Origin of the sequence: Streptomyces sp. 796.1 (genome assembly GCF_047525675.1) — a bacterium.
Lineage (GTDB): Bacteria > Actinomycetota > Actinomycetes > Streptomycetales > Streptomycetaceae > Streptomyces.
In genome coordinates this window covers 1-13,048 of the sequence record NZ_JBLIWA010000008.1, presented here as the reverse complement: position 1 = coordinate 13,048, position 13,048 = coordinate 1, and the positions used below count along the sequence as shown (strand labels likewise).

Annotated in this window: 10 protein-coding genes and 1 pseudogene; 5 read left to right on the top strand and 6 right to left on the bottom strand. The window is 71.0% G+C overall.

All coding sequences use genetic code 11. The features are described 5' to 3' along the window. Positions 1–359: 359 nt before the first annotated feature. From ACMA1D_RS07510 to ACMA1D_RS07485, 6 genes and pseudogenes are all read right to left on the bottom strand, one after another. Positions 360–1,001 (bottom strand): annotated as a pseudogene (locus ACMA1D_RS07510) (NADH-quinone oxidoreductase subunit J); the annotation flags it as partial. Further along, the gene (locus ACMA1D_RS07505) at positions 998–1,639 is read right to left on the bottom strand and encodes a NuoI/complex I 23 kDa subunit family protein (protein WP_414723097.1); all 642 of its coding nucleotides are present in this window, start codon (positions 1,637–1,639) and stop codon (positions 998–1,000) included. The pseudogene ACMA1D_RS07510 and the gene ACMA1D_RS07505, both read right to left, overlap by 4 nt. Then, positions 1,639–2,601, bottom strand: coding sequence for a complex I subunit 1/NuoH family protein (locus ACMA1D_RS07500; protein WP_414723096.1), 963 nt, complete (start codon positions 2,599–2,601; stop codon positions 1,639–1,641). The genes ACMA1D_RS07505 and ACMA1D_RS07500 overlap by 1 nt, the downstream gene beginning before the upstream one ends. Then, positions 2,598–4,178, bottom strand: coding sequence for an NADH-quinone oxidoreductase subunit C (locus tag ACMA1D_RS07495; RefSeq protein ID WP_414723095.1), 1,581 nt, complete (start codon positions 4,176–4,178; stop codon positions 2,598–2,600). Before ACMA1D_RS07495 ends, ACMA1D_RS07500 begins: the two co-directional genes overlap by 4 nt. Before the next feature lie 155 nt (positions 4,179–4,333). Further along, positions 4,334–4,981: an NADH-quinone oxidoreductase subunit B gene (locus ACMA1D_RS07490; protein ID WP_414723094.1), complete on the bottom strand. Its 648-nt coding sequence runs from the start codon at positions 4,979–4,981 to the stop codon at positions 4,334–4,336. Beyond that, entirely contained in the window at positions 4,972–5,391 is a 420-nt protein-coding gene (locus tag ACMA1D_RS07485; protein ID WP_414723202.1) for an NADH-quinone oxidoreductase subunit A, read from the bottom strand. The genes ACMA1D_RS07490 and ACMA1D_RS07485 overlap by 10 nt, the downstream gene beginning before the upstream one ends. 993 nt (positions 5,392–6,384) lie before the next feature. Between ACMA1D_RS07485 and ACMA1D_RS07480 the strand changes: the two genes are divergently transcribed. From ACMA1D_RS07480 to ACMA1D_RS07460, 5 genes are all read left to right on the top strand, one after another. Next, the gene (locus tag ACMA1D_RS07480; RefSeq protein WP_414723201.1) at positions 6,385–7,518 is read left to right on the top strand and encodes a sensor histidine kinase; all 1,134 of its coding nucleotides are present in this window, start codon (positions 6,385–6,387) and stop codon (positions 7,516–7,518) included. Positions 7,519–7,868: 350 nt separating this feature from the next. After that, positions 7,869–9,200 (top strand): sensor histidine kinase, encoded by a 1,332-nt coding sequence (locus ACMA1D_RS07475; RefSeq protein ID WP_414723093.1) that lies wholly within the window; start codon positions 7,869–7,871, stop codon positions 9,198–9,200. A gap of 344 nt (positions 9,201–9,544) precedes the next feature. Further along, positions 9,545–10,204: a response regulator transcription factor gene (locus ACMA1D_RS07470; protein WP_349996600.1), complete on the top strand. Its 660-nt coding sequence runs from the start codon at positions 9,545–9,547 to the stop codon at positions 10,202–10,204. Positions 10,205–10,526: 322 nt separating this feature from the next. Then, the gene (locus ACMA1D_RS07465; protein WP_414723092.1) at positions 10,527–12,497 is read left to right on the top strand and encodes a 2-oxoacid:acceptor oxidoreductase subunit alpha; all 1,971 of its coding nucleotides are present in this window, start codon (positions 10,527–10,529) and stop codon (positions 12,495–12,497) included. Next, positions 12,490–13,048 (top strand): thiamine pyrophosphate-dependent enzyme (locus ACMA1D_RS07460; protein ID WP_414723091.1); only part of this gene is annotated, 559 nt, incomplete at its 3' end. The genes ACMA1D_RS07465 and ACMA1D_RS07460, both read left to right, overlap by 8 nt.

The window sequence follows — 13,048 nt, the reverse complement described above, 5'->3', positions numbered from 1 at the left end:
GCCGGGGCGGGGCGGTCGGCGGGCGCGCTGGGAGTGGGCTGCGCCTGGTCGGTGGCGGGTGGCGCCTGGTCGGTGGCTGTCCGGGCCGGTGCGGGGGTAGTCCGTGGGGTCCGGGCCGGGGGCGACGTGGAGGCGTCGGCCGTGGCCCGGGCGCGGGGGGCCGCCGTGCGGGGCGTCGTACGGGCCGTCGTGCGAGGCGGTGCGGTACGGGCAGTGGGGTTGGGCTCGGGCTCGGCCGGGGCACCCCCGCGCGCGCTGGAACCGGCGGTGGGTGCGGCAGCAGGTGCGGCCGAACCCCGGCCGGCGGGGGTGGTCGTGGTGGACGCGGGCTTGGTCGGCGCGGGGCCGGTGCGCCGGCCGGACCTGCCGCCGACCGGGCCCGTACCACCGGCGCCGCCACCGGTGCGGAGCCGGCGGCCCGCGGGGCCGCCGGTCTCCGTGCGGTCCTTGCGGGAGAGCACGATCGCACCGACGAGGGCCGCGAGCAGCAGTACGGAGAGCGCTTCGAACGGCAGCACCCAGTGCCGGAACAGGAACTCCCCGGTGACCCGGGTCGACCCGGGACCGCCCTCGGGCAGGGCCGCGTCCAGGTCGATCCAGGTGGCGCGGAAGGCGTCCACGACCACCCACACCAGGGTGGCCGCGGCGGCCACCGCGACAGCGAGGGCGACCCACCGGTTGCCGGAGTCCGCGTCCGGCGAACGGCCGATGGGCGCCCTGGTCAGCATCAGTCCGAACAGCAGGAGGACGATCACCGAACCGACGTAGATCAGTACCTGTACCCAGGCGATGAACTCCGCCGTGAGCAGGAGGTATTCGACGGCGAGGCCGCCGAGCGCCACCACCAGCCACAGGGCCGCGTGGACCAGTTGTCTGGTGGTGACGGTGATGACGGCCGCGCCGAGCGTCGCGATGCCGACGAGGAGGAAGGCGACCTCCACGCCGGTGGGCGAGAGGAAGCCGTGGCCCGCGGCGAGGGCCTGGCCCGCAGCGAGGGTCATGACGGCGCTCCTTCACCCGAGGCACCCGAAGCACCCGAGGCACCCGTTGTGCCTGTCGCGCCTGAGGCTCCTGGTGCTTCCGCCGCGCGCTGGGCCAGCAGCTTGTCGGCGGTCTTGCGGGCGGCGGCGACCTCCTTGGGTTCCTCCGCGCCCGGGTCGAGCGCCGGCGGCGCGGGCACGGTCCACATCCACTCGCGGAGCTTGTCCCGCTCGTGGGTCAGCTCGTGGATGTCGGTCTCCGCGTACTCGAACTCCGGGGACCAGAACAACGCGTCGAAGGGGCACACCTCAATGCAGATACCGCAGTACATGCAGAGCGAGAAGTCGATGGCGAAGCGGTCGAGCACGTTCTGGCTGCGCTCCCGGCCGCCCGGGGTGGCTGGCGGCACCGTCTCCTTGTGGGAGTCGATGTAGATGCACCAGTCGGGGCACTCGCGCGCGCAGAGCATGCAGACGGTGCAGTTCTCCTCGAACAGGCCGATCACACCGCGGCTGCGCGGCGGCAGTTCGGGCAGCACGTCGGGGTACTGCGCGGTCTGCGTCTTGCGCGTCATGGTGCGCAGCGTCACGGCCAGCCCCTTGGCCAGGCCGGAGCCGGGCCAACCGGACTTCTTCTGCGGCGGGTTGTCCAGTGCCATCAGGAGATCACCACCTTCACGACGCCGGTGAGGGCGATCTGGGCCAGCGCGAGCGGAATCAGTACGGTCCAGGCGAGCCGCTGTACCTGGTCCTCGCGCAGCCGGGGGTAGGTCACCCGGAGCCAGATCACCACGAAGGCCAGGGCGAGCGTCTTCACCAGCGTCCACAGCCAGCCGAGCTGGTCGGCGAACGGCCCGTGCCAGCCACCGAGGAACAGTACGGACGTGAGGGCGGAGAGCACGACGATGCCCGCGTACTCGGCGAGCAGGAACAGCGCGAAGCGCAGCCCGGTGTACTCGGTGTACGCGCCGAAGATGATCTCGGAGTCGGCCACCGGGGCGTCGAACGGCGGCCGTTGCAGCTCGGCGAGCCCGGCGGTGAAGAACACCACGCCGCCCACGATCTGCCAGGGCACCCACCACCACTCGAAGGCGTCGAGCATGTCGGGCAGCGAGACCGTGCCGGCGGCCATCGCGACCGAGGCCGCGGCGAGCAGCATGGGCAGTTCGTACGCCATGAGCTGGGCGGCCGTGCGCAAGCCGCCGAGCAGGGAGAACTTGTTGGCCGAAGCCCAGCCGGCCATCAGCGAGCCGAGCACGCCGACGCCCATCACGGCGAGGACGAAGAAGATGCCCGCGTCGATGACCTGGCCGACGGCGTTGTCGGGGCCGACCGGGATGGCGATGAGCACCAGCAGGTACGGCAGCAGGGAGACCGCGGGCGCGAGGTGGAAGACCCGGCGGTCGGCGCCGGTCGGGACGACGTCTTCCTTCTGCGCGAACTTCACGCCGTCCGCGACGAGCTGGGCCCAGCCGTGGAAGCCACCGGCGTACATGGGGCCGAGACGGCCCTGCATGTGGGCCATCACCTTGTGCTCGGTCTGGCCGACGACCAGCGGGAGCACCAGGAAGACCACGAACACGGCGATCAGCCGCAGCGCGAGATCGAGGGTGTCGTTCACGCGTCCCCTCCGTCCCTGCGCCCGGCCCCGCCGGCGGCCCCACCATCGGCCTCCGCCCCGGCCCCGGGGTCCGTCTCAGCCGTGCGGTCGGCTTCCGTCTTGGGCTCGGCCGCAGCTTCCGGCTCGGGCTTGGCCGCTGCCTCCGCCTCGGACACCGCCGCGGTCGCTTCCCGCTCTCGTCCCTGGTCCTGGCCCTGGTCCTGCTCCTGCGTACGCGGCGTGCCGGTCGGCTCCGGCTCGGGCCGGTGAGCCGTACGCGGCGTCGCGGCCGGCTCCGGCTGCTCAGCCGTACGCCGGGCCTCGGCCGATTCCGAGCCTTCGGCCGGGCGGCCCGCCTCAGCCGCAGGCCGTGCCCCGGCCTCCGGCTCAGCCCCGGTCTCCGGCTCAGCCCCAGCTTCCGGTCCCGCCGCGGCGGGACGAGGTGTCGTCGGTGGTTGGTCCGTCGCCGGGTGGGGGTCGTGCCACGGGGCGTCGGGGGTGTGGCGGGCGGATCGGGGGGCGGCGGCAGCCGTGCTGCCGGACGTGTCCCGGGCCGGGCCCGCGGTGTCGGCCGCGTCCGGGGTGGCGCCGGAGCGCTCCGGGCGCTGGCTCGCCGAACCCGCGCTCGCGCTCCGGGTGCGCCGGGGCGGGCGCGCCGCGGCTGCGCCGCCTCCGGCGCCCGCGGCCCGCGCCCCTTCCGCACCGGCGCTCGCGCCCGTACCGGCTCCGGCGCCCGCTCCGGCGGCATCCGTCGAACCGGCCGCCTGCTGGCTGGCCGAGCCTGCGCTGACCGAACGGGTGCGCCGGGCCGGGCGTTCGCCTGCCGCACTTGCCGCGCGGGCGCCGCGCGCCGGGCGGGCCGGTGCGGGCGGGAGCTGGCCCTTGAGCGGGCCCCAGTCGTTCGGGTCGGGCACGCCGGGCGGCAGCATCTGCCGCCGCTTGGGCCCGCCGTGGTCGGACTCCCCCGGTTCCTTCGCGCCCGGCCACGCCTTGGCGACCCGGGCCGCGAGGACGAAGTCCTTGCGCAGCGGGTGCCCCTCGAACCCGTCCGGCAGCAGCAGCGGGAGCAGGTGGGGGTGGTCGGTGAAGTCGACGCCGAACATCTCGTGCGTCTCCCGCTCGTGCCAGGCGGCACCCGGGTAGACGTCGACGGCGGTGGGCAGCACCGGGGCGTCGTGCGGCACGGTGGTCCGGATCAGGAGGCGTCGCAGCCCCGTACCGGCGGCCCCTTCGGCGGGGTGTGCGCCGGCGTCGGCGCGCCCGGTCTCGGCCGCGGGCGCACCACCGGGCGCGGACAGCGCCGCGCGCGCCGCCTCGGCCGCTGCCTCCGCCACGGCCACCGCCTGCGCATCGGGCAGACCGGCCACGTGAGCGGCGACGCGCAGCCCCGTGCCCGGCTCGTCGACCGCGCTCAGCCAGTCGAAGAACGTGCAGGCCAGCGCCGTACGAGCGGTCTCAAGCGCGGAAATCCACGACTCGGCGGGGACGTCGACGGTCAGTAGGTCGTAGCTCTCTTCGGCCCGGGCGCCGGGGCCGAAGAGTTCCGCTGCGGACCTCGGCAGCCAGCCCACCGGAGCCGCGACCGCCGCATCAGCCACATCGACCCCACCGGCTACGTCAGCCGCACCGGCCTCAGCCGCCCTGTCCGCAGCCCCAGCAGGCCCCTCCGCAGACCCAGCAGACCCCGCAGGCTTCGCAGACCCAGCAGTCCCACCGGCCGCTTCCGTGTCTCTCCCGGGCTGGTCGGCCGTGCTCATCGGGTGTCCTCCGGCGTCGGTTCGGGCCGCTCGGGCGCCGGGACCAGCGGGCTGCGCAGCGCGGCGACGGACGGCCGCCGGCCGCGGTCGCCGTGCGGGTAGCGGCCGGCCAGGGACTCCGCCGCGATCTTCTCCTGGAGCTTGAGGATGCCCTGGAGCAGCGCTTCGGGGCGGGGCGGGCAGCCCGGTACGTACACGTCGACCGGAATGATCTGGTCCACGCCCTTGGTGACGGAGTACGAGTCCCAGTACGGGCCGCCGCAGTTGGAGCAGGCGCCGAAGGAGATGGCGTACTTGGGCTCGGGCATCTGCTCGTACAGCCGCTTCACGGCGGGCGCCATCTTGTCCGTCACCGTGCCCGAGACCAGCATCAGGTCGGCCTGGCGCGGGCCCGGTGCGAAGGGGATCACGCCGAGTCGGATGAAGTCGTGCCTGGCCATCGACGCGGCGATGAACTCGATCGCGCAGCAGGCGAGGCCGAAGTTGAAGACCCAGAGGCTGTAGCGGCGCCCCCAGTTGAGGATGACCTTCATCGGCTCGGGGGCCAGGCGGGCCAGCGGGCCGAGGGAGCCGGTGCCGGCGGCGGGCCGCGCCACCGTGGGCTCGGGGAGGTCCACGGGGTTCGTCCGGGGGGTCACGTCCATTCGAGGACGCCCTTCTTCCATGCGTACAACAGGCCGACGGTGAGGAAGCCGAGGAAGACGAACATCTCTACCAGCGTGGTACCGCCGAAACCCGGCTCGGCGAAGACCGTCGCCCAGGGGAAGAGGAAGATCGAGTCCACCGCGAAGATCACGTACAGGAACGCGTACACGTAGTAGCGGACCTGGGTGTGGGCCCAGCCCTCGCCGACCGGGTCGACGCCGCACTCGTAGGTGAGCAGCTTCTCGGGCGTCGGGGCGATGGGGCGCAGCAGGCGGTTGCCGACGAAGGCGACGATCAGGAAGAGCACCCCGACCACCGCGAGCAGACCGACGGCCGCGTACCCGTCGAAGTACTCCGCGGCGAGTCGCACCGGCGCGTCGGCGGCCGACTCCACCGTCCGACCGGGCACGCCGTCGACGGCCCGTACGCCTACGGCCCGTACGGGGGTCCCGGCAGCGGGCGCGACGATCACCTCCGGCACGTCCGTCACATACGTCACGTCCGCCCCTCGCTCCCTCTGCCGCTTTCGTGCTCGGTGACTTGTTCACCGCCCAGCTCACCGCCGCATTTCCGCTGATTCGCGACGCTGGCGGTCCGTACGCACGGGAGTCTAGGCCCTGTCTCCACCGAGATGGACAGCCCGCCGGCCCGGGGGTGGGGTTATCCCCAGTCCGTCGGAGGGTCTTTCCCCATGGTCTTTTGGGGACTTGGCCCGGCAGGCTAGGGGGTATGAACGCCAGATCTACGGCTGAAGCCGCCACGAGCGGGCGCCGTATGAGCCATGCGTGGCGTATGCACTGCATGCGCCGTCCGAGGCGTACGGGCCGCGCGGGCTGCGCGGGCCGCAGTCGCGGTCCGGGCCCCGTGGTTCACACCGGGGCGGCTCCGACTGGCACTATTCCGGCTGGCGCGGTTCCGGCGAGCGGCACCCCGCCGCGCACGGTGCCGGCTGGCGCAGTGCAGGTCGGCACAGCGCAGGTCGGCACGGCGCAGGACGGCACGGTACGGACCGGCACGAACCGGACCGGCACGAGGGCGCGAACGGGCCCGGCTCGGCCGGTCCCAGCACGAACGGACCCGGCTCCTCCGGGCCCCGCACAGGCACAGGCGTAGGCGTAGGCACAGTGACACCGGCGGTCCCGGCTCGGCCGGGCCCGGTATGAAGGGACCCAGCATGAACGGACCCCGTCCACACGGGTCGGGAGACGTGCCGGGAGGCGGGTCAGGGGACGGGTCGAGAGGCGGCGCGGGCCGTGCGGCCGGCGGCGCGCGGACCCGGCGCAACGGCGACGGCTCCGGGCCCGCGCGCACCAAGGGAACCGACAGCGCGTCGGGAACCTCATCCGGTGCGTCAGCCGGCGCCCCCTCCGGCGCGTCAGCCGATCCGTCGTCCAGCGAGAAGCTGCCCCGCGTGCCGGCCTTCGGCTTCCCCGGATCGACCTGGCGCGAGATCGCGTACCTGCTGACCAACCTGCCGATGGGCATCTTCGGCTTCGTGTACGTCACGAGCTGGCTGTTCATCGGCGCCGCGCTGTCGATCACGGTGGTGGGGCTGCCGATGCTGGCGTTCGGGCTGCTCGGCAGCCGGCAGCTCGGCAAGTTCGAGCGGGCGCGCGCCCGGCTGCTGCTCGACCTACAGGTCGATGAGCCGAGCCCGCTGCGCCACCGCACGCACGGCGGGTTCTTCCCCTGGCTGTGGAGCAGCCTGAAGGACCCGGTCGGCTGGCGGCACACGCTCTACCTGCTGATCCGGTTGCCGTGGGACATCATGACCTTCACCGTGACGCTGGTCGGCCTGTTCGTGGCCTGGCCGGTGCTGCCGTGGGTCGCGCGCGGGCTGACCGTGGTGGAACGGGCGATGGTACGGGCGCTGCTCTCGCCGTCGGACGAGTTGGAGCGGCGGATCGCCGAGCTCGAATCGGACCGGGGTGTGGTGGTGGACACCGCCGCCGCCGACCTGCGCCGCATCGAACGCGACCTGCACGACGGCGCCCAAGCCCGCCTCGTCGCCCTCGCCATGGACCTCGGCCTCGCCAAGGAAAAACTCACCGAAGACCCCGAAGCCGCCGCCAAAATGGTCGACGAAGCCCACGGCGAAGTAAAGATCGCCCTCCAAGAACTCCGCGACCTCGCCCGCGGCATCCACCCCGCCATCCTCACCGACCGCGGACTCGGCCCCGCCCTCTCCGCACTCGCCGCCCGCTGCACCGTCCCGGCCACGATCTCCATCGACATCGAGGAGCGGCCGGCACCGGCGATCGAGGGCATCGCGTACTTCACCGTCTCCGAACTCCTCCAGAACATCAGCAAACACAGCCGCGCCAAGGCGGCCACGGTCGAGCTGTGGCGCACCGAGCACCGGCTGTTGCTCCAGGTCTGGGACAACGGGGTGGGCGGCGCCGACACCAGCGGCGGCGGCCTCGCGGGGCTGAGCGAGCGGCTCGGTTCGGTCGACGGCCTGTTCGTCATCGACTCCCCGGCCGGCGGCCCCACGACCATCACCGCCGAACTCCCTTGGCGCGACCGCACCCCCTAAAACCACCCGCACGCCCCTACGCACGCCCCAGCCGCCCACGCGCCCCCGCCCGTCGGCTGCGGGACGGCCCGCGTACGGCCGCTGACCTGCACAGATGCGAGCACTTCCGGTCGCGACCGGTCCGTGGGCAGGGTAGGGGCGGTGCGCCGTGGGTACGGGCGGATGGCCGCTGCGGAACGCGGAGGTGTCGTCAGCCCGCCGGAGGGGGTGGGGAAAACCCCCTCCCCAAGATGCCGACCGCCTCCATGGTCGAAGCGGGCCGGGTGGGCCAGCCTTGAGGTAGTCGAGGGGCACTCGCCTCCGCGCCGCACCTGGCGACGCGATCGAAGGACCGGAGGACGGACGAAGAGATGGCTACTGCATACGGATCTGATTCGCACAGCGCCGATCCGCACGGCCACCGGCTGCCCGCGGGGCTGCGCGCCCCGTTCGAGGCCCGCACCTGGCGCGAGCTCGGCTATCTCTTCCTGAACCTGCCCATCGCCCTGGCGTCCTTCACCTACGCGGTGACCATGATCAGCCTGGGCGTCGGCCTGCTGATCACCTTCCTCGGGGTGCCGCTGCTGGCCCTGACCCTCGCCGGGGTGCGCGGGCTCGGCGCGGTCGAGCGGGCCAGGGCCCGGGTGCTGCTGCGGCACGACGTCGCCGCGCCGACGCCGGTACGGATCAAGGGCGAGAAGGGCGGGCCGCTCGCCTGGATGGGCGCGATGCTCAAGAACGGCGACTCCTGGCGGCAGATGCTGTACGCCGTGCTGCTGCTGCCGTGGGCGCTCTTCTCCTTCGTCACCGCGGTGGTCGTCACCGTGAACGGCTGGGGGCTGCTCACCTATCCGCTCTGGCACTGGGTCTTCCCGCGCCACATGGACGAGCCCGGCATCAAGCTGTGGGGCGGCGAGAACAGCGGCTTCTACCTGGACACGCCCTTCGAACTGGCCCTGACCTGCGCCTTCGGCGCCACGATCGTGCTGATCGGCCCGTGGCTGATCCGCGGCATGACGTACGTGGACCGGCTGATGATCTCGGGGCTGCTCGGCCCCTCGCAGCTCGCGAGCCGGGTGACGGAGTTGGAGACCGACCGGGGTGTGGTGGTGGACACCGCCGCCGCCGACCTGCGCCGCATCGAACGCGACCTGCACGACGGCGCCCAAGCCCGCCTCGTCGCCCTCGCCATGGACCTCGGCCTCGCCAAGGAAAAACTCACCGAAGACCCCGAAGCCGCCGCCAAAATGGTCGACGAAGCCCACGGCGAAGTAAAGATCGCCCTCCAAGAACTCCGCGACCTCGCCCGCGGCATCCACCCCGCCATCCTCACCGACCGCGGACTCGGCCCCGCCCTCTCCGCACTCGCCGCCCGCTGCACCGTCCCGGTGAAGGTGCTGGTGGACGTCGACCAGCGCCCGGCGCCCGCCATCGAGGGCATCGCGTACTTCACCGTCTCCGAACTCCTCCAGAACGTCAGCAAGCACAGCCAGGCCAGGAACGCATCGGTCGATGTCTGGCGTGTCGAGAACCGGCTGATGTTGCAGGTCAGCGATGACGGCAGGGGCGGCGCCGACGCCTCCACGGGCTCGGGGCTCGCTGGCCTCGCCGAGCGGCTCGACGCGGTGGACGGCCTGCTGGTGGTGCACTCCCCCGTCGGCGGTCCGACGTCGATCACGGCCGAACTGCCCTGGCGGGGCTGACCTCCCGCGACCGGTTCGGCGACGGGGTGGGAGGGCGGTACGGGTACACCGCGGCCCGGCGGCCCGGCGATCCCAACGGCCCCGCGGCCCGGCGGCCGGGCCGCCGGCCGCCAAACCTTCCGCGGCCCCCAGAACGGTGCGGAAGGCCACCCCTGCGCACCCCCACCCGCGCCCGCCACGATCTCAGCCGCCCCCAGGCTCCCCTCCCGTCACGGGGCATCCGGGCGGAAAACGCCCCCCTACATCTCAGCAATCAGTCCCGGAGCATCCCGTTCCGGGACCGATTGCTGAGATGCTGTGTCCAAGGTGTCGATGTCGGGGGGCCAGAAATTGTGGAGGACAGGGTGCGGGTGGTCATCGCCGAAGATTCGGTACTGCTTCGGGAGGGCCTGACCCGGCTGCTGACCGACCGAGGACACGACGTCGTGGCGGGCGTGGGCGACGCCGAGGCGCTGCTCAAGTCGGTGGCTGAGCTGGCCGCCGACGGCGCGCTGCCGGACGTGGTCGTGGCCGACGTCCGGATGCCCCCGACCCATACCGACGAGGGTGTACGAGCAGCGGTCCGACTCCGGCGCGACCATCCTGACCTGGGCGTCCTGGTGCTGTCGCAGTACGTCGAGGAGCAGTACGCCACGGAGCTGCTCGCCGGCAGCAGCCGTGGGGTCGGCTACCTCCTCAAGGACCGGGTGGCCGAGGTCAGGGAATTCGTCGACGCCGTGGTGCGGGTCGCCCAGGGCGGGACCGCGCTCGACCCCGAGGTGGTGGCCCAACTCCTCGGGCGCAGCCGCAAGCAGGACGTGCTGGCCGGGCTGACACCGCGCGAGCGCGAAGTCCTAGGACTTATGGCCGAGGGCCGGACGAATTCCGCCATTGCCCGGCAGTTGGTCGTCAGTGATGGCGCGGTGGAGAAACACGTCAGCAATATCTTCTTGAAACTGGGCCTCTCCCCCAGCGATGGCGACCACCGCCGCGTACTGGCCGTACTCACCTATATCAACTCCTAACGCACGACGTACCCGGCGGCGGCCCGGAATGGGCACACCGGCCGAGCGAGCGAGTCGTACAACAAAAGTCCGGCGGAGGGCAGCACAACAGCGAGGGCCGAGCCGGCCTGAGGAATGCGCACCAGGGGCGAACAAATGATGGCAAACCACTCCATAAACGTGGCGCACGCCACCATCCATCATGTGATCCGCCCCAGGAAGGTGACCCTTACCCCCGTACGATGGGCCAGGGACGAACCCATGGCGCCGCCCGGGGACCGGAAAACATTTCCGGCGCCAACCAGCCCGTCGCGAGCCGCCGCCTCGAAGGAGGTCCGAAGCAGTGACCAGCCAGGTCAATAGCACGGCCGAGCAGGCCGATAACGCCGAGCAGGCCGACCCGACCACCGAGAGCCAGCGCGGGCCGGGGCTCGCCGAAGGCCAAGGGCCCGGGGCAGACAAAGAGGTCCGCCGGCTAGACCGAGTCATTATCCGTTTTGCGGGTGATTCGGGTGATGGTATGCAGTTGACGGGTGATCGGTTTACTTCGGAGACGGCTGCGTTTGGGAATGACTTGTCGACGTTGCCGAATTTCCCGGCGGAGATTCGGGCGCCGGCGGGTACGTTGCCGGGGGTGTCCTCGTTCCAGTTGCATTTCGCGGATCATGACATCCTCACGCCGGGAGACGCGCCGGATGTATTGGTCGCGATGAACCCGGCCGCGTTGAAGGCAAACGTGAGTGACCTTCCCCCGGGTGGGGTGTTGATCGTGAACACGGACGAGTTCACGAAACGCCCGATGGCGAAGGTCGGTTATGCCACGAGTCCGTTGGACGATGGTTCGTTGTCGGCGTTCCAGGTGCATGGGGTGCCGTTGACGACGTTGACGGTCGAGGCGTTGAAGGAGTTCGGGCTTTCCCGGAAGGAGGCCGAGCGGAGCAAGAACATGTTCGCGCTCGGCCTGTTGTCGTGGATGTACCACCGGCCGACGGAGGGTACCGAGGCGTTCTTGCGGAAGAAGTTCGCGAAGAAGCCACAGTTGGCACAGGCGAATGTGACGGCGTTTCGGGCGGGGTGGAACTTCGGGGAGACCACGGAGGACTTCGCCGTCTCCTACGAGGTCGCGCCGGCGTCCTCGGCGTTCACTCCGGGTGTGTATCGGAACATCTCCGGCAACCTCGCCCTTGCGTATGGTCTGGTGGCGGCTTCGGTGCAGGCGGAGTTGCCGTTGTTCCTGGGGTCGTATCCGATCACACCGGCCTCGGACATTTTGCACGAGCTTTCCCGGCACAAGAATTTCCAGGTGCGCTCGTTCCAGGCAGAGGATGAGATCGCGGGGATCGGTGCGGCGTTGGGGGCCGCCTTTGGTGGGTCGTTGGCGGTGACGACGACGTCGGGGCCCGGGGTGGCGCTCAAGTCGGAGACGATCGGGCTTGCGGTGTCGTTGGAATTGCCCCTGTTGGTGGTCGACATTCAGCGTGGTGGTCCGTCGACGGGGTTGCCGACGAAGACGGAACAGGCCGATTTGTTGCAGGCGATGTACGGGCGTAATGGTGAGGCGCCGGTACCGATCGTCGCCCCGGCAACGCCAGCGGATTGTTTCGACGCAGCCCTGGAAGCGGCTCGGATCGCGCTGACGTACCGGACGCCGGTGTTCTTGCTCTCGGATGGATATCTGGCCAACGGGTCGGAGCCGTGGCGGGTGCCCGAGGTGGCCGATCTACCGGATCTGCGGGTGCAGTTCGCGTCCGAGGCCAATCACGAGTTGGCTGATGGTAGCCGGGTGTTTTGGCCCTACAAGCGTGATCCCCACACGTTGGCCAGGCCCTGGGCGGTCCCGGGGACGGCGGGGTTGGAACACCGGATCGGTGGGATCGAGAAGCAGGACGGTAGCGGCAATATCTCCTACGATCCGGCCAACCATGAATTCATGGTCCGGACCCGGCAGGCGAAGGTCGACCAGATCCAGGTTCCCGACCTGATCGTGGATGATCCTGAGGGCGGGGCCGGGACGTTGGTGTTGGGGTGGGGGTCCACGTACGGGCCGATCGCCGCGGCGGTCCGCCGCCTGCGGTCCCAGGGCGTGGCGGTCGCCCAGGCCCATCTGCGGCATCTGAATCCGTTCCCGGCGAACACGGGTGCGGTGCTGGCGGGGTATGAGCGGGTGGTGATCCCGGAGATGAACCTGGGCCAACTCGCCTCACTGATCCGAGCGAAGTACCTCATCGACGCGCATTCCCACACCCAGATCAACGGAATGCCCTTCAAGGCCGAAGAGCTGGCCACCGCACTGAAGGAGGCCATCAATGCCTAACCCCACCACACCCGCCACCACGTCCGCCGCCACCTCGGCGGTGAACGGCACCAACCCCACAACCACCCCCGCCACATCCCCCGCATCGGGTTCGGCGCCGGGTTCGGGTTCGGGGTTGGGGGCGTTGGCGTTGGTGCCGCGGGCTGCGGGGAAGCAGTCGATGAAGGACTTTAAGTCGGATCAGGAAGTGCGGTGGTGTCCTGGGTGTGGGGACTACGCCATCCTGGCGGCGGTGCAGGGTTTCATGCCCGAGTTGGGGTTGGCTCGGGAGAACATCGTGTTCGTATCGGGGATTGGTTGTTCCAGCCGGTTCCCGTACTACATGAACACCTACGGCATGCATTCCATCCATGGCCGGGCCCCGGCCATCGCGACGGGGTTGGCGACCTCACGACAGGACCTGTCGGTGTGGGTCGTCACCGGTGACGGCGATGCCTTGTCTATCGGTGGGAACCATCTCATTCACGCGTTGCGGCGGAATGTGAACCTAAAGATCCTGTTGTTCAACAACCGGATCTACGGGTTGACCAAGGGCCAGTACTCCCCGACCT

Excerpts from the sequence above, each read along its gene's own strand:
- ACMA1D_RS07475 (WP_414723093.1), top strand. The coding sequence starts at position 7,869 with ATGGCTACTGCATACGGATCTGATTCGCACAGCGCCGATCCGCACGGC.
- ACMA1D_RS07505 (WP_414723097.1), bottom strand. The coding sequence starts at position 1,639 with ATGGCACTGGACAACCCGCCGCAGAAGAAGTCCGGTTGGCCCGGCTCC.
- ACMA1D_RS07490 (WP_414723094.1), bottom strand. The coding sequence starts at position 4,981 with ATGGACGTGACCCCCCGGACGAACCCCGTGGACCTCCCCGAGCCCACG.